The organism is Corynebacterium jeddahense (assembly GCF_028609865.1).
Taxonomy (GTDB): Bacteria; Actinomycetota; Actinomycetes; order Mycobacteriales; family Mycobacteriaceae; genus Corynebacterium; species Corynebacterium jeddahense.
In genome coordinates this window covers 771,680-791,752 of sequence record NZ_CP063194.1, presented here as the reverse complement: position 1 = coordinate 791,752, position 20,073 = coordinate 771,680, and the positions used below count along the sequence as shown (strand labels likewise).

The window sequence follows — 20,073 nt, the reverse complement described above, 5'->3', positions numbered from 1 at the left end:
TACCTTAGTTAGCTAAGGTTAACCTATCTCTCCGAAGTTGACCCTAAGGACCTGTCGAGGGAAATATGCACTTCCACAAAGCTTGCGCCGCAGCCGCCGCCACCGGCCTCGTGTCCGTTACCGCACTTGCCTTCGGCCCCGCGCCAATGATGACTACCCCGGCTTACGCCCAAACCGCAGCTTCCTACCGGTCTGTCACCGCGGCAACGATGGATTGGGGCGTGCGCGAATCATTCCGCAAATACATCGAGACCGGCGTTGCCAAGGGCACCATTTCCACCAGCGGCGGCACCACCCGCTCGGGCTCCACCTTTCAATTCCCCTTTGAATCCGCCGCCATCAGTTCGGCCGACTCGGGCCAGATCAACTTCACAGGAGAGGTGCACTTCACCGGCCACAATGGGGCACTGGACATGTCTCTGCGCAACCCGATCGTGGTGGTGAATGGGACCCAGGGTGAACTACGCGTGGATTACACCTCGCGGAAATACGAAGGCATGGAAAAGACAGGCGCAATCCGTGAAGGGCGCCAGGAAGTCCTGGCCACGATTGCGCTGACGCACGCCCCCGATTTCACTGCGCCGCAAACCACTCTCTCGGGCACCGCTACGCTGACGGCCAGCGGAGCCAATATCTTCGGTGGATTCTACGAAGTAGGCGAGGCGCTCGATCCAATCTCGATCACTCTCTCGCTCACCGACGCGTCCGGACCAGCCCCGACGCCGCAGTTCTCGGTCGGTGCTGCGCAAGGTGTCTCTCCAAGTGGCACCGGCGGCACGGGTGCGACCCGCTCCAACGCGACCTCTGGACCCGCGAGCCTGCTCGGCACCATCAACGACACACTCATTGAGCTCAACGGCCTCGTGGTCAACTCTGACAACCTGTTGAAAAATGGCGAGGCACTGTACAACCGGACCAATCCCCCTACTGGGCTAACGCAAGCGGCGTCACAGGCCCAGGCACTAGCACCGCAGCCAACCGGCGGCGCTGGTGGAACCAGTCGTCCGACCGGATCGGGTACTGGCACCGCTTCGGGGACGAGCACGAGCGGAACCACGGGATCAGGTGCGGGCAAAGGCGTTAGTACTGGAACGACCGCCAGGCAAACGGGCGTCACCCGGAGCGGCAACGGCGCAGCAGCTGGCACGAGTGGCTCGACCGGTGCTGGCGCAGCCGGTGGCGGTGCTCCAGGTGCGGTGTGCACCGGTGCGAAGTCGAAGGGCGTGACCAGCGCGGAAGCGAAATGGGGTGTGCGAAAGTCGTTCCGCACCTACATCCGAGGCAACATCGCGAAGGGCTCGTGGGAACTGACCGGCGTGGGAGATGACGGTGACGCGTTCAATTTCACCGGCAACTCAGGCGCTGTCGATCCAGATTCACGCTCTGGGTCCATTCTGTACCCGGGCTCAATCCGTTTCACCGGCCACGGCGGGGTGTTGGACACGAGATTCTCCAACATGGAGATCCAATTCAACGGCAATACGGGCCAAATCATCCTCAACGCCTCCTCCAACAGCACGGAAGGTAAATCAAACGATTTTGGGCGCATTGCCATTGCAAACCTGCAGTTCACTGACCTCAACGTGGGGGACTCGCACGTCTCCGGCACCGCTACCGCATCGCTGACCGACGTCGGTGCAGAAGCCTTCGGGCAGTTCTACCCAGCCGGGGATGCACTCGATCCGATCAGCTTCACGGCACAACTCGGAGGCTCCGCCAACTGTGTTGAAGGCCAGGCCGAGACAACTTCGGCGGCCGCGACCGGCAAAGGCGGCTCCGCTAATGACGCGGCAAAACTCCGCGGCGGCACGTCGCAAGCGCAGGCCAAGCTGCAATCCGGCGGCGCCAGCATGGGCGGCTCCGTGTTCGACGAAGTGGAAGGAGCTGAGACTGTGGCTTCGGCCAAGCAACCTGAAGGCGGAAAATTCCAGATAAAGAACGTGGCTGGGGATTCCAACACCGGAACTGGCGGGTGGGATGACGAAGTGGTGGCCAAACTGCTCCTGCTCATCGCCTCACTCGTTGGTGCAGGTGGTGCCCTCGCGCGGTTCGCAATGTCGGCTTAAGGAACCCGATTGGGACACAAAGGAAACAACACACAATGAAATTCAACAAGACGCTCGCTGCAGTGTTGCTCGCTGCGACGCTGCCACTTGCGGGCTGCGCCGCGTGGGACAACCCGGTTCAGGTGGAGACTCAGCAGCTTGCGGATTCGCTGCACGCAGGAGGTGACCCACACCAAGCACAGGGGGTCGCCATGGTCACGGAGATTTCAGAGGTGGAGCCGGTAGATGCCCCGCGGCAAGAGGCGCTCCCGGTTGAACTCACCGATGCTGACGGCTACGACGTCACAATCACCGACACGTCGCGCATCCTCGCCCTCGACATATACGGCACCTACACGAAGACCCTGCGCGGCATTGGGCTGGCGGACAACATTGTGGGAAGGACGGTGAGTTCAGCGGAGCCGTCGTTAAGCCATCTGCCCGTCGTGACCGAAAACGGGCATTCCCTCAACGTTGAAGCCATCCTCAACCTGCGCCCGACGCTGGTGATTGTGGACCACTCGGTAGGCCCGATTGAAGCCATCGACCAGATTCGCGCGGCCGGCGTGACCACGGTCGTGATGGAGCCGACGCGATCGATGAAATCCATGAGCGAAGACATCATCAACCTCGCAACGATTGTTGGCGAGCCAGAAGCCGGTCGGCTCTTGGCCGAGCGCAGCCAGCGGGAGGTGGACGAGGCGCTCGCTGCCATCGCGCAAGTTGCGCCAGCTGAGCCGCTGCGCATGTCGTTCTTGTACGCCCGCGGCACTGGCGGCGTGTTCTACCTTCTCGGCGGCGAAGACGGCACGCAGGATCTGATCGAAGCACTCGGCGGCGTAGACGTGAACACCCAGCACGGTATGGGAGGCTCCTCCCCCGCGAGCCCCGAGGCGTTGGCGGAAGTGAACCCCGAGGTGTTCGTGATGATGAACGGCGGGCTGAAATCAACCGGCGACATCGAGGGTCTGCTCCAGCGCCCTGGCGTTGCCGAAACCACCGCCGGACAGAACAAACGGGTGCTCTCCCTTCCCGACGGCGACTCGCTCGCCTTTGGGCCGCAAACGGGTGAAATGCTGCTCCGCGCCGCCCACGCTCTGTACGGGGAGGATGAGTGAGCTCCCAACTCTCCGCCTTCCAGGCCCGCCGCAGGGGCCGCGTTGTGCTCTTTGCTGTGACTGTTGTGCTGCTGGCATGCACCGCGGTGGCCTCGATCATGGTGGGCCAATTCGAGCTTTCTCCGGGCGAGCTGTGGCCGATCATCACCGCCGGGCCGATGTCTGCGACCACGCTCGACGCCTCTGTAGTGTGGCAAATTCGTCTTCCGAGGCTCGTCCTCGGACTCTTTGTCGGCGCCGCACTCGGTGTGGGCGGGGCACTCATGCAAGCTGTGTTTGCCAACCCTCTCGCGGAACCAAGTGTGATTGGTGTGAGCTCCGGCGCGGGCGTGGGCGCCGCCACGGCGCTGGTATTTGGAATCAGCTCCTTCGGCACAATGACGGTGCCCGTCTTCGCCTTCCTCTCCGGCACGCTCGCCACCGCCGTGGTCTACTACCTCTCTCGTTCCGGAGGAAAGGTGCGGGTGATCAACCTTATCTTGGTTGGCATCGCGGCAAACGCCATCAGCGGCGCCGTGATTTCCCTGCTGACGTTCATGGCGCCCACCACAGCCCGCGACCAGATCATCTTTTGGCAGATGGGCACCCTCGCTGGGGCGAATTGGGCCCAGACGGGTGCCGTGGCCGCAGTCGTGGCGGTCTCCCTCGTCCTCGCGATGTTTCTGGGACGCAAACTGGACATCCTCGCGCTCGGGGATCAAGCGGCCTACCACGTGGGCATCAATGTTTCCCGGCTGCGGATGGCTGCGATTGTGCTGTCGACACTGCTCACCGCAGCAGCAGTGTCGTTTGCCGGGTTGGTTGGCTTTGTGGGGTTGGTCATTCCGCACATCGTGCGGACGGCCGTGGGCCCGTCGAACGCTGTCCTGCTTCCCGCCTCTGCACTCGGTGGCGCACTGCTGATCGGAGCGGGCGACATCTTCGCCCGCACCATCATCCCGTTTGCAGACCTGCCCATCGGGATCTTTACCGCGCTCATTGGCGGACCCACCTTCTTCTTCCTGCTGCGCCAAACGCTGCGAAAGAGCCACGAGCTATGACGGTGCGGGCACACGGCGTGACCGTGGTGAAACAGGGACGCACGATCCTCGACAACGTCAGCATGAGCGCCAACGCCGGAGAGGTCACGGGCCTCATCGGACCGAACGGGGCCGGCAAATCGACGCTGCTCGCCGCACTCTCCGGCGACATACCGATTGCGGGCGGCACAGTGGAATTGGCAGGCAAAGAGACGTCACGAAGCAATGCTCGAGAACTCGCACGGACGCGAGCCGTCATGTTGCAGGACGTGGCTGTCGCATTCTCTTTCCTCGTGCGCGACGTGGTAGAGATGGGCCGACACCCCTGGGGAGCGGGACCCGAAGACGCTGAGATTGTGGACGACGCGCTCGCCGCCACCGGTATGACGCACCTGCAAGACCGGGAGGTAGTGACGCTTTCCGGCGGCGAACGCTCGCGCGCAGCATTTGCCCGGGTACTGGCGCAACGGACACCTGTGGTGTTTCTGGACGAACCGACGGCAGCGATGGACGTCCGCTACCAAGAGCAGACGATGGGGCTGGTGCGGACGCTCGCCGCGAAGGGAGTCACCGTGATCGTGGTGTTGCACGACCTGCAATTGGCGGCGCGTTACTGCGACCGTGTGGTGTGCCTCAAGGAGGGAACGATTGCGGCGTCAGGACCGGTACACGAGGTGTATTCGGGGGATGTCTTGAGCGCTGTGTACGACTGGCCGATCGCGGTTTCGCGTGTCGACGGGCACGTATTTGTATCTCCTGCCAGGGCAGACAGCACGGGGTAAGGCTACCCCAACTACCCCCAATAGGTTGATAAGGTTAGGCTTACTTTAGTAAGATAAGCGTGACCTTACTGTTACCGCCTCCTGGCCCAATTTTGAAAGGACGTCCGATGTCCCGCACCTCCACCCTGGCACTGTTTACAGCTGCCGCTGTCGCCTCCACTTCCCTGTTCGCACCCACGGCTTTCGCTGCGACGCCTGAGATCCAGTCCGGCTCTGCCACCTGGAATATCAAGGAATCCTTCCTGCGCTACGTGCAGGCCCCGTTCGTCGCCAGCACCATCACCGTTTCTGAGGGTGCTGAGAAAGTAGAGAAGGACGGCAAGCTCGTCGACTTCAAGTTCCCGGTCAACGCTGCAGACTCTGCATTGAATGAGAAGGGCGAGGGCACGATCAACCTCGACGGCGCCTTCCGCATCGAAGGCCACCACGGCGCCATGGACATCCAAATGTCCGACTTCAAGATCGTGATCAACGGCGAAAAGGGCCACCTCCAGGCCGACTACGTGCGCAAGGGCGGCATGCCCGGCAGCGAGCCGACCACCTCCACCGGCGACGACAAGCCGATCGTCGAATTCGAGGTGAAGGAAGCCCCGAAGCCGGTTGCCGGCGAGAAGAAGGAGCTCACCTTCACCCCGACCAAGATGACCGAGTTCGGCGTGGACATCTTCGGTACCAGCTACGAGGTGGGCAAGCCAATCGAGGACAGCAAGGTGGGTGCGACGGTCGAGTTCAAGGCTGCACCGAAGCCGGCCAACACGAAGCCTGCGCACCCGAAGCCGGCCGACCCGAAGCCGGCCGACCAAGACGGCTCCGCCAAGCAGGACGGCGCGCTGTCCCCGGGTGCGATCGCTGGCATTGTGATCGGCATCCTCGCGGTCGTCGGTGGCCTGGCCTACGCCTCCACCCTGCCGCAGGTAAAGGCCATCATCGCCCAGTTCATGCCGTCCTAATGCGCCGCGCACTCGCAACCTGCGCCGCCCTGTCGGTGGCACTCACGCTTGTTCCTTCTGCCGCGGCAGAAGAACAGCCCGTCGTAAAGCAAAGCTCGGTCGAACAGATGTCCTCGACTGAGAAGGGGTCACCCGCGGCACAGGCCACCACCGTGGTCACTTCGGTGCTCGCAACCGCAGGCGTGGCGCTGGTGCTCGCCGCGCTGGTGCAAGGGACGGCCAGGATCCTCAGCCTCGCCCCTCCCCCGCTGCCGCGGCTGCCGCAGCCTTAACTTCTCGCAACCCACCTCGAACACTCCACAAGCCTCACTGGCCGCGTGCTCGCGGTGGGTATTTCCATCCAAAAGTAGAGAAAGAAAAGAACCTCATGCCCGCCACAACCACCAGGCCCGGAACGGCGATTGCAACAGCGATTGCCCTCTGCTCTGCGGCCCTTGTCACCGCCCCCTCTGCCGCAGCTGCCCCAAACCACCCGGTGCAAGGAACGTTCGTCTGGCCGATCTCTAAAGGGTTCATCAACCAAGCTGTAATCAAGGGCCAAGGTCAGGCGCTGACTGAAGGCGGTGCCACTTACGACCCGGAAACCCTCAAGTTCACGTTCCCGATCGCCTCCGCGACAAACACGGACGGAACCTGGACATTTGCGCTCGACGGCGCAGCCCATGTGCAGGGGTACAAGAACGCGGGCGGTTCTAGCGGTTGGGCAGTCGACGTCAAGTACTGGGATCTCAAGGTGCAGGTGCAAGGCAAGGAGGCCACGCTCTACGGTGACTACAAGCTCAGCGGCGTGGCCAACAAGACCTACGAGGCGGTTGCCGCTGAGGGTGACGACCAGCCTCTGGTTACCTTCACGCTAGACAAGGAAATCGCCCCACCGCGTGACATCATGGAGACCAACCGGGAAATTACCTCCGCTATCGGCACGGAACGGTCGCTCAAGCACTACCCCAAGGGAACGGTGTTGAAGGACTCTGGGGTTGACCTCAACGTGCAGTTCGAGCAGACATCCCGGCTCTCGCCTTCCGCAATCGCTGGCATTGTGGTGGCGGTGCTCGGGGTTGTCGGTGGTCTCGCGTTCGCCTGGACACGTCCGGAGGTGCAGGCGCGGCTGGCGCATTTCCTTCCGCGCTAGGCTCGACCGGGTGAATGCACCCAGACTCGTAGCCTTGGACATGGACGGCACGCTGCTGATCACCGGCCAGGACATCCCCGATTCGTTCTGGCCGGTGCTCCAGAAAGCGCGACAGCGGGACCTGGTGATTGCTCCGGCGTCCGGCCGCCAGCTGGCCACGCTCCGCCACATGTTTGCCGCGGACCCACCAGAGACTTTCATCGCCGAAAATGGCGCAGTGGTGTGGCATCAAGGCGAAATTGTGTCCACGACGGCGATGTCGGCGACCCCGGTTCGGCGCCTGCTCGAAGCCCTCGAAGCTGCGCCGTTCACCTCATACGCGGTCGTCTGCGCGCCGGAGGTCTGCTTCACGCGGAATGACCTTCCACCGGAGATCAGCGAGGAGGTCTCGCGGTACTACCGCTCGCGCGAGGAGCTTTTTTCGCTTCACGACGCCCCGTTGGACAACGTGGTCAAAATCGCCATCTACGTCCAAGGGGATGCCGAGGCTGAAGCACTGGACTGGGTCGAATCCCAGGTGCCCGAACTGCGCGTGCTGCTCAGCGGCAAGCACTGGATCGACGTCATGGACCCCGATGCCGACAAAGGTCACGCGCTTGAGGCCCTAGCCTCCACGTTGAGTGTGGCGCGGCAGGACACAGCCGCCATCGGCGATTATCTCAATGATCTCGGCATGCTCAAGGCTGCGGGCCATGCGGTGGCGATGGGCAACGCGCATGAAGATGTCAAAGCGATCGCGGACGAAGTGGTCGGTCGCTGCGAAGACGGTGGCGCCATCGAAAAGCTGAAGGCTTGGCTGGCATGATCGAGTCGTCGATCGATTTCACCCAGCCTGCCGACGTCGTCGGCCCGCAGCTGCTCGGCTGCGTGGTCACCCACAACGGGGTGAGCATCCGCCTCACCGAGGTGGAGGCGTACCTCGGCGCCGACGACCCGGCGGCGCACACGTACAAGGGCAAAACGGCGCGCAACGCCACGATGTTCGGCCCGCCCGGGAGGTTCTACGTCTACTTCTCGTACGGCATCCACCACAACGGCAACATCGTGTGCGCGCCGGAGGGCGTCGGCCAGGGCTGCCTCATGCGCGGCGGCGAAGTCGTCGCCGGTGAGGAGCTCGCCCGCGAGCGGCGGCAGCGCCCCGAGCGCGCGGAAATCGCGTTCGAGAGCCTCGCGCGCGGGCCGGGCAACCTCGGCCAGGCGCTGGGGCTCACACTCCCGGACAACGGCACGCCGGTACAGCTCACCCCGCGCGCGGAGGAGCCGGAGTGGGTGGCGGGCCCGCGCATCGGGATCTCGAAAAACTCGGACGCGCCGTGGCGGTTCTGGATCCCCGGCGACAAGACCGTCTCCTCGCCGCGGGGGTACCCGAAGCCGCGCTAGCTACTTCTTGTGCTTCTTCTTTTTCTTGCCACCGCGCTCAAGATCCGCCGCGACGTCGGGCACGTAGCGGAACTCGTCGCGCGGGGGGCGCTCGTAGTCGGTGATCTCCGGGCGGTCCGGGATCTCCGGCAGCTCCGGGCGGACGTGCTCGTAGGGAATCGTCGACAAGAGGTGCGAGATCACGTTGATGCGGGAGCGCTTCTTGTCCTCGCTTTCCACCGTGTACCACGGCGCGGACGGGATGTCGGTGTGCACGAACATCTCGTCCTTCGCGCGGGAGTACTCCTCCCACTTCGTGATGGACTCGAGGTCCATCGGCGAGAGCTTCCACTGGCGCAAGGGGTCGTTACGGCGCGACTGGAAGCGCTTGTACTGCTCCTCATCGGAGACGGAGAACCAGTACTTGCGCAGCATGATGCCGTCCTCGACGAGGAGGCGCTCGAAGATCGGCGCCTGGTGGAGGAAGCGGCGGTACTCCTGCGAGGTGCAAAAGCCCATGACGCGCTCGACGCCGGCGCGGTTGTACCAGGAGCGGTCGAAGATGACGATCTCGCCCTTCGTCGGCAGCTTTTCCACGTAGCGCTGGAAGTACCACTGGCCGGCTTCGCGGTCCGTCGGCTTCGGCAGCGCCTCGACGCGGCAGGTGCGCGGGTTCATGTACTGGGTGATGCGCTTGATCGCGGAGCCCTTGCCGGCGGCGTCGCGGCCCTCCATCACGATGACTACGCGCTCGCCGTTCTCCACGACCCAATGCTGCATGGCGACGAGCTCCGCCTGCAGGCGGAGCAGCTCTTTCTCGTAGGCCTTCTTCGACAGCTTCGCGGGCTTGTTCTTGTCGGTGTTGCTGGTGCTCATAGGGCTGTACGGTACTCGGCAACCCGCCGTCCCCCCGAATGCGGTGGTGATACCTAAGAAGGCACCATCATTTTCGCTAGCATGCACATTGTTGAACAATGCATGGGCTATACTCATGTCAGTTCTTAGATAATTGGTCGGTCACCTGCGGTTCCCCGCAGCCCGGCGCACGAGCCTAACGGATGCCATGCTTGCACATAACGTTTCCGCCGAGATCCGCCGCGCGATCTCCCGCGGCGAGTTCGCCCCCGGGCAGAAGCTCAATGAGGTTGCCCTCGCGGAGCGTTTCGGCGTCTCCCGCAACACCTTGCGTGAAGCGTTCGCGATGCTGACGTCGGAAGGCCTGTGCGAACGCATCCCCAACCGCGGCGTGTTCCTGGCCACCCCGTCCCCCGAATTCGTCACGGACACCTTCCGCGCCCGCGCCGCCATTGAGCCGGCCGCGCTGCTGTGGGGCCCGGACCTCGACGTGGACCGCCTCGAAGAGCTCAACGCCGAAGCGCGCGTGGCCATCGAGGAGGAGGACGACGACCTCTTCATCGCCGTGAACCAGGCGTTCCACCACGTCGTGCTCGCCTCCATGGGCTCGAAGACCCTCGGCGACACGATGGACCAGCTCGACGCGTTCATGCGCCTGGCCACCCTGCCCATCCTCGAGCGCGACCCGTCGTTCAACCGCCACTTCATCGACGTCAACGAGCGCATCGTCGAGATGGTCAAGGCAGGCGACCGCCAGGGCGCGTCCGACTACCTGCAGACGCAGCTGCTCGCGCAGAGCGAGGAGATCATCGAGATGATCGAGAAGATCAACAACGGGGATGTGAACTAGGCGACACCCCCCTGGCGGTATAACTAGGGTCATGCACATCGACCTCAACGCAGACCTCGGGGAAACCACTGCCGGCAACCCAGTCGCGGACGACGCGGCGATGCTGGAAATGGTCTCCAGCGCCAACGTCGCCACCGGCTTCCACGCCGGCGACCCCCACTCCATCGCAGGCACCTTAAAGGACGCCGCGGCCCATAACGTCACGCTCGGCGCCCACGTCGCCTACCACGACCCCGTCGGCTTCGGCCGCCGCTTCATGGACTACGCCCCGGCCGAGCTCGCCGACGAGACGCTCTACCAGATCGGCGCCCTCGACGCCCTCGCCCGCGTCCACGGCCTCACCGTGAAATACGTCAAGCCCCACGGCGCGCTCTACAACACCATCGTCCACCACGAGGCGCACGCCCAAGCCGTCATCGAGGGCATCAAGGCGTTCAGCCCCGACCTCGCTGTCATGCTCCTGCCCGGCGGCGTCGCCGTCGACATCGCCGAGCACGCCGGCCTGCGCGTCATCCGCGAGGCCTTCGCCGACCGCGGGTACAACCCCGACGGCACGCTCGTGTCGCGCCGCGAGCCGAACGCGGTCATGCACGACCCGGAGGACGTCGCCAAGCGAGTGCTCCAAGTCGCCGAAACCGGCTCCGTCACCGCCATCGACGGCACGGAAGTGAAAGTCCAGGCCGAATCCGTCTGCGTCCACGGCGACTCGCCGGGCTCCGTCGAGCTCACCCGCAGCGTCGTGCGCTCGCTCAACGAACAGGGCATCCGCATCGAGGCCGTCCTGTGAACGTCAAACGCGTAGGCACCCGCGGCCTCATCGTCGACCTGCCCGACCTCGCCACCGTCATGGACTGGTACGCCGCGCTCTCGGCCGCCCCGCTCGACCACCAGACCGACGTCGTCGCCGCGGCACGCACCGTGCTGCTCACCTTCGATTCGCCGACGGCCACCACCCGGGCGATCCGCACCCTCGAGACCTTCTCCCCCGACGCCGCGGAGCTCGGCGAACCGCGCGACATCACCATCGACGTGCGCTACGACGGCGAGGACGTCGCGGCGCTCGCGGCGTCGCTCGGCATGGGCGAGGACGAGCTCGTCGACTGGCACACGTCGACCACCTGGGTCGCCGCGTTTGGCGGCTTCGCCCCCGGCTTCACCTACTGCGTGCCCGAGGACGCCTCGCGCGCGCTCGAGGTGCCGCGCCGCGACACCCCGCGCACCGCCGTGCCCGCGGGCGCCGTTGCGCTCGCCGGCGAGTTCTCCGCGGTCTACCCGCGCACCTCGCCCGGCGGCTGGCAGCTCATCGGCACGACGAACACGCCGATGTGGGACTCCACCGCCACCCCGCCCGCGCTCGTCGCGCCTGGCGACCGCGTGCACTACCGCGCCGTCGACGCGCTGCCGGGCGACGCCGAGCTCGCCCACAAGCACCTCGCCACCCCGCCACGCCGGCCCGTGTTCACCCTCGACGACGCCGGCCTGCAGACGCTCTACCAGGACCTCGGCCGCCAGGGCAACGGGAACTTAGGCGTGACGACGTCCGGTTCCGCCGACCGCGCCTCCGCCCGCACGGCGAACTCCGCGGTGGGCAACAAGCGCAACGCCACGCTGCTGGAAAACGTCGGCGGGTGCGCGCTCACGGCGCTCGCCGAGACGGTCGTGTGCGTCACCGGCGCCGACGCGGACGTCACCGTCGGCGGGCGGCCCGTGCCGCTGGCCACGCCGACGATTGTGCCGGCGGGGGCGGAGCTCGTCGTGAAGCAGCCGCGCCTGGGCTTCCGCAACTACATCGCCGTGCGCGGCGGGCTCATCGCCGACACCGAGCTCGACTCCGCGGCGACCGACATGCTCTCCGGCCTCGGCCCGAAGCCGCTCGCCGCCGGCGACACCATCGCGATGGCGCTCACGCAGCCGCAGTCCGCGAACTCGCTGCTGTCCAACCCGCTGCGCGTCGAGCGCGTCGGCGGCGACGTCGTGGGCACCGTGCGCTGCGTCCTCGGCCCACGCGACGACTGGTTCGGCGAGGCGGCCGTCGAGCAGTTCTTCTCCACCACCTTCACCGTCACCGGCGAATCCAACCGCGTGGGCCTGCGCCTCGAATCCGACGTGCCGATCACCCGCACCCGCGACGGGGAGCTGCCGAGCGAGGGCATGGTCGCCGGCTCCGTGCAGATCCCGCCCAACGGTCAGCCGGTACTTTTTCTCCGTGATCACGCCGTGACCGGCGGATATCCCGTCATCGCGACCGTGATCAACGAGGACGTCGACATTGCGGCGCAGCTGCCGCCCGGCGGTAAACTCCGCTTCGAGCGCTATCCCATTGCAAAGGACTAATACATGACTTTGAACGCTGTTCTCATCGCTAACCGTGGCGAGATCGCCGTCCGCATCGCCCGCACCGCGCGGGATCTGGGTGTTCGCTCGATCGCGGTCTACTCCGAGCCCGACACCGGCGCGCTGCACACCCAGGTCGCCGACGAGGCGTACCTCCTGCCCGGCAAGACGTCCGCCGAGACGTACATGAACATCCCGGCACTCATCGAGGTCGCCCACCGCGCCGGCGCCGACTGCCTCCACCCCGGCTACGGCTTCCTCTCCGAGAACGCGGACTTCGCGCGCACCGTGCGCGACGCCGGCCTGACGTGGATCGGCCCGTCCCCGGAGGCCATCGAGCTGCTCGGCGACAAGCTCTCCGCCCGCGCGCTCGCCGTCGAGGCCGACGCGCCGCTCGCCCCGGGCACCGGCGAGCCGCTGCAGACGTGGGAGGAGGCCCGCGACTTCGCCAACGAGTACGGCATGCCCATCGCCATCAAGGCCGCGTTCGGCGGCGGCGGGCGTGGCCTCAAGGTCGTCTTCGACGAGGACGACATCGAGGAGGGCTTCGCCTCCGCCGGCCGCGAGGCGAAGGAGGCGTTCGGGCGCGGCGAGTGCTACGTGGAGAAGTTTCTCGTCCACCCGCGCCACGTCGAGGCGCAGGTGCTTGCCGACGCCCACGGCAACGTCGCCGTCCTCGGCACCCGCGACTGCTCCACGCAGCGCCGCTTCCAGAAGCTCATCGAGGAGGCCCCCGCGCCGTTCCTCACCGACGAGCAGCGCACCGCCATCGAGGAGGGCGCGCGCGAGATCTGCCGCAAGGCCGGCTACCAGTCCGCGGGCACGGTCGAGTACATCGTCTCGGAGGACGGCACCGTGTCGTTTTTGGAGGTCAACACCCGCGTGCAGGTGGAGCACCCCGTCACCGAGGCCGTGACCGGCGTGGACATCGTCGCCGAGCAGTTCCGCATCGCCGACGGCAAGCCGCTCTCGTTCGCCGAGGGGAATGACGCCGAGGGGAATGACGCGGACGGCGGGATCGACCCGTCGATACGCGGGCACGCCTTCGAGTTCCGTATCAACGCGGAGGATGTCACGAACGGCTTCGCGCCCTCGCCGGGGACGGTTACGCGTTTCGACGTACCTACCGGCCCCGGCATCCGCGTCGACACGGGCGTGCGCACCGGCGGCGAGATCCCGCCGTACTACGACTCGCTCATGGGCAAGCTCATCGTGTGGGGCCCGGACCGCGACACCGCCCTGCGGCGCGCCGAGCAGGCGCTTGCTGAGTTCGAGATCGAGGGCGTGCGCACCGTGCTGCCGTTCCACCGCGACATGGTGATCGCGCCCGAGCTCACCGGCGACTCGCTCGACGTCTACACCGACTGGGTGGACCACAACTACTCGCCGTCCGCGCGCCACAACGGCGTGGACATCGAGCACCTGTACGACGAGCGCCGCAACATCGTCGTCGAGATCGACGGGCAGCTGCACACGATCGGCTTCCCCGTCTCCCTGCTCGGTGCCAGCGGCGCGGGCGCGACGGATGGTGCGGGTGCCGCGGACGCCCCGGCCGGCGACGCGGCGGGCGCGGTGACCACAAAGTACGAGGCGACCATCGTCGAGTGGCTCGTCAGCGACGGGGACGTCGTGGCGCAGGGCGACCCGATCGCCACCATCGAAGCGATGAAGATGGAGTCCGCGATCAAGGCGCCGCGCGACGGGCAGATCTCGCTCGCGGCGAAGCAGGGCGAGCGCGTGAAGGCGAACGCCACGATCGCGACGATTTCGTAGGCGTTGGCGCTCCCCTAACCAGCGCCTCGGTTGCTACCGGGGCGCTTTTTCGTACCCGAAGAGTTGGTCCATCGCCCCGCGGTCGGAGTTTTTCACCGGGACCCCGCCGGGCGAGATCCACGTGGGCGCGCCGCGGATCATCGCGATGCGCCCGCGCACGCTGCGCCACGGATCGTCGTCATTGACCCGGTTGTGGTACCGACACAACGGCGCGAGGTTGTCCACGTTCGTCTCCCCGCCGTGCTTCCACGCCGTCACGTGGTGGATCTCGCACGCCTCCGCCCCGTGCCGGCACCCCGGAAACGCACACACCGGCATCGAAAGCCGCGCCAAATCCCGCTGCTTCCCATTCGCCAACCGCTGCGTGCGATACAAGTTCACCGCACCCGCCGCCGGGTGAAACGCCGCCACCTCAAGCTCCTCGCCGAACTCCAAGGCGAGAAACTTAGCCCCCGTCATCGTCGTGCCGTCCGTCATCGCCAGCACAACATCATCGCCCTCGCCCGCCAAGATCCGGGTAAACGCCGGCAACGGCACAAGCACCATCGGCCGGGGCGCCGCCGCAGGGATCCCGCCGTCGCCGAAGAAGCGCTCCACCAAGTTATCCGCAAGCTGCTGCGCCGCAGGCTTCGACGGGTCAATCCCCTGCCGGCCGGCGTGCTCCATGTCGGCCATCTCGCGCTCGTCGTAGGTCAAGTGCAGCGTGCGCTTACCCCGCCGCGACGGGCCGAACTTCGCCTGGTTGACCGCCGGCGCCTCCTCGGCCGGGACAAGCTCGCGCGCCGCCTTCTCGATCGCCGCATAACCCCCCGCAACCCCCAGCAGCGCCAGGCGCAACCCCCACCGCTGCCCCGCGTCCGTCACCGGCTTGATGCGCCGCTCGATGAGCGCGAGCTCGTCGAGGGAACGCCCCCGCGCCAACCGCACCGCGTCGCGCTGCTTGCGCGTGAACTTCGTCACCCCGAAATACACCTCACGCAGACGCGCCCACGCCCGCGCCCGCCCCGGCTCCACACCGGCGGCAAGCGCGACATCGAGGTCGAAATGATCCAGCGTCTCCAACGCCGCGACCGACATCGCCTCAATCAACGCATCAAACGGATTCATGGGCCCAGACTCGCAAGGCCGGCGCCGCCCCCGCAAGACCCCACCCGAATTCTGTGGATAACCATGACTCCGAGGGCGACGAATTATCCACAGTCGACCCCGTTATGGAACCTGGTAGGCGAGATCGCGCGCGTCAGTGACGAGCATCTTGCCCGGCGCGTGGCAGATCGCCAGCTCCGGCTTCGACGACATGACGATCGACTGCGGCGTCACCCCGCACGCCCAGAACACCGGCACGGTCCCGGCGGGGATGTCGACGGCCTCGCCGAAGTCCGGCGCGTCCAAGTCGCGAATGCCTATCGACGCCGGATCGCCCACGTGCACCGGCGCCCCGTGCACGGCCGGGTAGCGCGACGTGATGCGCACCGCGTCCGCAACCTGCGACGCCGGGATCGGTCGCATGGACACGACCATCTTCCCGGAGAACACCCCGGCGGGTTCGCAGTCGATGTTGGTGAGGTACATCGGCACGTTGCGGCCCTGCGCGATGTGGGCGACGGGCACGCCGTTGTCAAGCAGCGCCTGCTCGAAGGTAAAGGAGCAGCCGATGAGGAACGCGACGGTGTCCTCGGTCCAGTAGGCGGTGGCGTCCGTTGGTTCGTCGATAAGTGACCCGTGCGAAAAGACGCGGTAGGCGGGGATGTCCGTGCGGATGTCGCCGCAGGCGAGCAACGGCGAGGCGACCTGGCCGGGCTCGAGCACGCCGAGGATCGGGCACGGCTTCGGGTTGCGCTGGGCGAACAGCAGGAAGTCGAATGCGTAGCGTTTGTCCAGCGCGATGAGGTTGGCCTGCGCGTAGCCGGCGCTGTAGCCCGCGGTGGTGGCGACGTCGCGCTCGCGAAATAGCGCGCGCGCCTGCGCCGGGGTCATGGTCGAGGGCTGCATGGCTAGAGATCGGACAGCTTGGCCAGCGACGAAACACCCATCCAAACCGTGCCGGCGAAGACGATGATGCCGAAGATAGTGAGCCACTTCGGGTGCTTGTAGCCCTTGAGCAAGTCCTTGCGGAAGATCGCCGCGAAGAGCACGACACCGAAGCCGATGGGCAGGATGATGCCGTTGAACGCGCCGGCGAAGATGAGCAGCTTCTGCGGCGTCTGCTGCAGCACCAGGAAGATCACCGCGGAGATGAGGATGAAGCCGACCGTAATCCAGCCGCGCTTCTTTTCGTCGAAGCCCTGCTTGGTCATGAAGGACACGGACGTGAACGACGCGCCGACGACCGAGGACAGGCCCGCCGCCCACAGCACAAGGCCGTAGGAGCGGCGGCCGAACTCGCCGGCGGCCGCGTAGAAGACGTCCGGGCCGACGTTGTCCTTGGACACCGCCGCGCCGCCGGCGATGACGCCGAGCACCGCGAGGAAGAGCAGGATGCGCATGATGCCGGTGACGATCACGCCGGAGACGGAGGACTTTGACAGGTAGTCGGCGTTTTCGGGGCCGGTGTGCCCGGCGTCGATGAGGCGGTGCACGCCCGCAAACGTGATGTAGCCGCCGACGGTGCCGCCGGTGATGGACGTCAGCGCGAGGACGGAGAACTGATCCGGCGCCACGGTCTGCTTCAGCGCGTCGCCGACCGGCGGGTTGGAGCTGAACGCGACGTAGATCATGAGCCCGATCATCACCGCGCCGAGGACCGCCACGATGCGGTCGAGGGCGACGCCCGCGCGCTTGGACAGGAACACGACGATCGCGATGGCAGTGGAGATCGCCGCGCCGACGCGGGTGTCAATGCCGAACATGATGTTCAGGCCCATGCCGGTGCCGCCGACGTTGCCGATGTTGAACACGAGACCGCCCAGCGCGACCAGGCCGGCGAGCACCCAGCCGAGGCCGGGGAGGATTGCGTTGCCCAGTTCGTTTGCGCGCAGGCCCGAGACGCCGAGGATGCGCCAGACGTTGAGCTGGATCGCGATGTCCACGATGATCGAGATCGCGATGGCGCACGCGAACGCCGCCCCGAGGTCGATGGTGAACTTGCCGGTCTGGGTGAGAAAGCCCGGGCCGATGGCGGAGGTGGCCATGAGGAAGATGGCGCCGACCATCGGGCCGATGCCGCGCGCGGCGGCCGGGGGCTTGGCGTTGGCGGCGGTGGTACCGCCGTCTGCGGGAGTGGTCATGGTGGCCTCCCCTTTCGTGTGCGTGAAAATGTGACGGAGGAGATATTAAGCCATCACTGCGCCCCCGATGACATCTTTCGGCGCAGGGGTCACCCCTCGAGGCGTTCGCCCAGCTCCAGCCACTCCATCTCGTACTCCTCGCGGGCGCCGCGCGCCGCCGAAAGCTCCTTCGTCTTCGCGCCGATCGCCTCGAAGTCGCCGGCCTCGGACAGCGCCGCGATCTCGGCTTCGAGCGCCGCCGCGCGCTCGTCCTCCTTCGCGATCTTTCGCTCCAGCGCGTTCATCCGCTTGCGCAGCTCGCGCTCCTCCTGCGAGCTCAGGGCCGGTTGCGTATCGACGACCTCCGGACGCTCCTCCCCCAAATCCAGCGTGCCCGCGGCCTGCGACTCCGCGGCGCGGCGGTCGAGGTACTGCTGGATGCCGCCCGGCAGGTTGGTGAGTGTGCTGTCGCCGAACAGCGCGTAGGTGGTGTCGGCGATGCGCTCGATGAGGTAGCGGTCGTGAGAGATGACGACGAGCGTGCCAGGCCACGAGTCGAGGAGGTTTTCCAGCTCCTGGAGGGTGTCGATGTCGAGGTCGTTCGTGGGCTCGTCGAGCAGCAGGACGTTCGGCTCGGCCATGAGCACGCGGGTGAGCTGGAGGCGGCGCCGCTCGCCGCCGGAGAGGTCGCGCACGGGGGTGCGCTGGCGTTTCGGGGAGAAGCCGAGGCGCTCGGCGAGCTGCGAGGCGGACAGCTCCTTCTTGCCCAGCTGGATGTAGGTGGCCACGTCCTCGACCGAGTCGATGACGCGGCGCTCCGGGTCGAGGTCGTCGAGTTCCTGGCGCAGCCAGCCAATGCGCGCGGTCTGGCCCTCGATGCGCTTGCCCGCCGCGAGCGGGTACTCCCCGGCGAGGGAACGCAGCAGCGTCGTCTTGCCGGAACCGTTCACGCCGACGAGCCCGATCCGCTCGCCCGGCGCGAGGCGCCAGGTGAGGTGGTCGACTAGCGTGCGCCCGTCGGGGGCGTCGATGCGCGCGTCCTCGAGCTCGATGACGACGCGGCCTTGGCGCTGCTTCGAAAACGCCATGAGCTCGACGGTGTCGCGCGGCGGCGGCACGTCCTTGATGAGGGCCTCGGCGGCCTCGATGCGGTAGCGCGGCTTCGACGTGCGCGCGGGCGCGCCGCGGCGCAGCCAGGCGAGCTCCTTGCGGGCGAGGTTTTGACGGCGCTGCTCGATGGCGTCGGCCTGGCGGGCGCGCTCGGCGCGGGCGAAGGTCCAGTCGTTGTAGCCGCCCTCGTAGACGTCGACGGCGCCGTCGTGGACCTCCCACGTGAGGTTCGCCACCGTGTCGAGGAACCAGCGGTCGTGCGTGACCACGACGACGGCGACCTTGCGGGACAACAGGTGGTCGGCAAGCCACTGCACGCCCTCGACGTCGAGGTGGTTTGTCGGCTCGTCGAGCACGACGAGGTCGAGGTCCTGCACGAGCGCCGCGGCGAGGTTGACGCGCCGGCGCTCCCCGCCGGAGAGCTGGCCCACCGGCGTGTCCAGGCCGAGCTCGACGACGCCGGTGCCCTGCAGCACCTCGCGCACCTTCGCGTTCGACGCCCACTCGAAGGTCTGCAGCCCCAGTGGCTCGACGACGGCTTGGCCGACCGTGAGGGCGTCGTCAAGCGAGAAGCGCTGGGTGACCACCGCCATGCGCAGGTCGGAGGTGTGGGAGACGCGGCCGCTGTCCGGCGGCTCGATGCCGGTGAGGACCTCGAGCAGCGTGGTCTTGCCGCCGCCGTTGACGCCGACGATGCCGATGCGCTCGCCGGACTGCACGCCGAGCGAGACGCCGTCAAGCAGGGTTTTTAGCCCCCACGTCTTGGAGACGTTTTCCAGGTTGATCAGGTTAGCCATAGGCTCCCAATGTTACGCAGGCAGCAGCGCGTGCAGCCCCCTCGCCCGCTGGAGTTGCGCGACGATGTGCGCGCAGGCCAGCGCGTCCGAATCCGCACGGTGGTGGTTGAGCCGGAACCCCGGCGCGCAGTAGGCGGCGACGGTGGGCAGGGTGTGGTCCGCGAGCTCGGGCATGAGGCGGCGGCTCGTGCGGCAGGTGCAGTAGAACGCCTCCGGGTACGTGCCGGTGAAGTAGTAGCGGTCGAGCCCGCGCCACACCGACGCGTCGAACGTGGCGTTGTGCGCGTAGACCGGCGCGGACCCGACGAACTCGACGACCCGGTCGGCGATGTCGAACCAGCTCGGCGCGTCCTCGACGTCGCCGCGGTCGATGCCGTGGATGTGGCTGAACTCGAAGACGATGTGCTCCTCCGGCGGGCGCAGGTACGTGCACAGCGTATCGACGACGTCCCCGCCCGCGACCTTCACCAGCGCCACCTGGCACGCCGACGCGCCGGCGACGCGGTTCGCGGTTTCGAAGTCGACGGCGACGAACTCGTCGCGCAGCAGCTCGCTGCGCCGCGGGATCCACTTCGCCGGCGCGCCCGCCCGACCCCTGCGCGCGGGCGCGGCGGGCGCAGCGGCTGGGTCAGCGAGGTCGGCGAGGCTCGTCTCCACGTGGGAGGTGTTGCCGTCGAGGTAGTTGCGCGTGGCGTCGAGCAGAGACATGCCCGGCACCTTACCGGCCCCGCCGACCGCCGCCG

Annotated in this window: 19 protein-coding genes; 13 read left to right on the top strand and 6 right to left on the bottom strand. The window is 66.7% G+C overall.

Going from position 1 to position 20,073, the window contains the following annotated elements; translation table 11 throughout:
• The first annotated feature begins 221 nt into the window (after positions 1–221).
• The 9 genes from CJEDD_RS03925 (at position 222) to CJEDD_RS03885 (ending at position 8,426) form a co-directional block, all read left to right on the top strand.
• Positions 222–2,066 carry an HtaA domain-containing protein gene (locus CJEDD_RS03925; RefSeq protein WP_198132958.1) on the top strand — a complete coding sequence of 615 codons (1,845 nt, stop codon included), beginning with the start codon at positions 222–224 and terminating at the stop codon, positions 2,064–2,066.
• A 35-nt stretch (positions 2,067–2,101) separates the two neighbouring features.
• A complete protein-coding gene (locus tag CJEDD_RS03920) occupies positions 2,102–3,163 on the top strand; it encodes a heme/hemin ABC transporter substrate-binding protein (RefSeq protein ID WP_042405382.1) in 1,062 nt (353 codons plus the stop codon).
• A gap of 65 nt (positions 3,164–3,228) precedes the next feature.
• A complete protein-coding gene (locus CJEDD_RS03915) occupies positions 3,229–4,203 on the top strand; it encodes a FecCD family ABC transporter permease (protein WP_420536344.1) in 975 nt (324 codons plus the stop codon).
• Positions 4,200–4,964: a heme ABC transporter ATP-binding protein gene (locus CJEDD_RS03910; protein ID WP_042405379.1), complete on the top strand. Its 765-nt coding sequence runs from the start codon at positions 4,200–4,202 to the stop codon at positions 4,962–4,964. The genes CJEDD_RS03915 and CJEDD_RS03910 overlap by 4 nt, the downstream gene beginning before the upstream one ends.
• A 107-nt stretch (positions 4,965–5,071) precedes the next feature.
• Complete coding sequence (locus tag CJEDD_RS03905; RefSeq protein ID WP_042405378.1) at positions 5,072–5,914, top strand: HtaA domain-containing protein; 843 nt, start codon at positions 5,072–5,074, stop codon at positions 5,912–5,914.
• Between the two features lie 107 nt (positions 5,915–6,021).
• Complete coding sequence (locus CJEDD_RS03900; protein WP_157034394.1) at positions 6,022–6,186, top strand: hypothetical protein; 165 nt, start codon at positions 6,022–6,024, stop codon at positions 6,184–6,186.
• Between the two features lie 95 nt (positions 6,187–6,281).
• On the top strand, positions 6,282–7,046 hold the full coding sequence (locus CJEDD_RS03895; protein ID WP_042405376.1) for an HtaA domain-containing protein: 765 nt from the start codon (positions 6,282–6,284) through the stop codon (positions 7,044–7,046).
• A 40-nt stretch (positions 7,047–7,086) separates the two neighbouring features.
• Positions 7,087–7,851, top strand: a complete 765-nt coding sequence (locus tag CJEDD_RS03890) for an HAD family hydrolase (protein ID WP_042405374.1) — start codon at positions 7,087–7,089, stop codon at positions 7,849–7,851.
• Entirely contained in the window at positions 7,848–8,426 is a 579-nt protein-coding gene (locus CJEDD_RS03885; protein ID WP_042405372.1) for a DNA-3-methyladenine glycosylase, read from the top strand. The genes CJEDD_RS03890 and CJEDD_RS03885 overlap by 4 nt, the downstream gene beginning before the upstream one ends.
• Here the strand turns inward: CJEDD_RS03885 and ppk2 are convergent, their stop codons facing one another.
• Entirely contained in the window at positions 8,427–9,281 is an 855-nt protein-coding gene (ppk2, locus tag CJEDD_RS03880) for a polyphosphate kinase 2 (RefSeq protein ID WP_042405369.1), read from the bottom strand.
• Positions 9,282–9,468: 187 nt separating this feature from the next.
• On the opposite strand from ppk2, the gene CJEDD_RS03875 reads away from it, so the two are divergent.
• Genes CJEDD_RS03875 through CJEDD_RS03860 form a run of 4 tightly spaced genes read left to right on the top strand, consistent with a single transcriptional unit; the run spans position 9,469 to position 14,217 of the window.
• Entirely contained in the window at positions 9,469–10,110 is a 642-nt protein-coding gene (locus CJEDD_RS03875; RefSeq protein WP_273657634.1) for a GntR family transcriptional regulator, read from the top strand.
• A 31-nt stretch (positions 10,111–10,141) separates the two neighbouring features.
• Entirely contained in the window at positions 10,142–10,897 is a 756-nt protein-coding gene (locus CJEDD_RS03870; protein ID WP_042410080.1) for a LamB/YcsF family protein, read from the top strand.
• Positions 10,894–12,444 carry a 5-oxoprolinase subunit B/C family protein gene (locus CJEDD_RS03865; RefSeq protein ID WP_042410082.1) on the top strand — a complete coding sequence of 517 codons (1,551 nt, stop codon included), beginning with the start codon at positions 10,894–10,896 and terminating at the stop codon, positions 12,442–12,444. Before CJEDD_RS03870 ends, CJEDD_RS03865 begins: the two co-directional genes overlap by 4 nt.
• Before the next feature lie 3 nt (positions 12,445–12,447).
• A complete protein-coding gene (locus tag CJEDD_RS03860) occupies positions 12,448–14,217 on the top strand; it encodes an acetyl/propionyl/methylcrotonyl-CoA carboxylase subunit alpha (protein WP_042410084.1) in 1,770 nt (589 codons plus the stop codon).
• A 33-nt stretch (positions 14,218–14,250) separates the two neighbouring features.
• Here the strand turns inward: CJEDD_RS03860 and CJEDD_RS03855 are convergent, their stop codons facing one another.
• The 5 genes from CJEDD_RS03855 to CJEDD_RS03835 all read right to left on the bottom strand — a co-directional run bounded on the left by CJEDD_RS03855 (position 14,251) and on the right by CJEDD_RS03835 (position 20,038).
• Positions 14,251–15,324, bottom strand: a complete 1,074-nt coding sequence (locus tag CJEDD_RS03855; protein ID WP_273657633.1) for an HNH endonuclease signature motif containing protein — start codon at positions 15,322–15,324, stop codon at positions 14,251–14,253.
• A 102-nt stretch (positions 15,325–15,426) separates the two neighbouring features.
• Entirely contained in the window at positions 15,427–16,209 is a 783-nt protein-coding gene (locus CJEDD_RS03850; RefSeq protein WP_042409146.1) for a putative hydro-lyase, read from the bottom strand.
• A gap of 2 nt (positions 16,210–16,211) precedes the next feature.
• A complete protein-coding gene (locus CJEDD_RS03845) occupies positions 16,212–17,444 on the bottom strand; it encodes an NRAMP family divalent metal transporter (protein ID WP_042409145.1) in 1,233 nt (410 codons plus the stop codon).
• 89 nt (positions 17,445–17,533) lie between these two features.
• Entirely contained in the window at positions 17,534–19,330 is a 1,797-nt protein-coding gene (locus tag CJEDD_RS03840; RefSeq protein WP_042409141.1) for an ABC-F family ATP-binding cassette domain-containing protein, read from the bottom strand.
• A gap of 12 nt (positions 19,331–19,342) precedes the next feature.
• A complete protein-coding gene (locus CJEDD_RS03835; protein ID WP_081764587.1) occupies positions 19,343–20,038 on the bottom strand; it encodes an exonuclease domain-containing protein in 696 nt (231 codons plus the stop codon).
• Between the last annotated feature and the right edge of the window lie 35 nt (positions 20,039–20,073).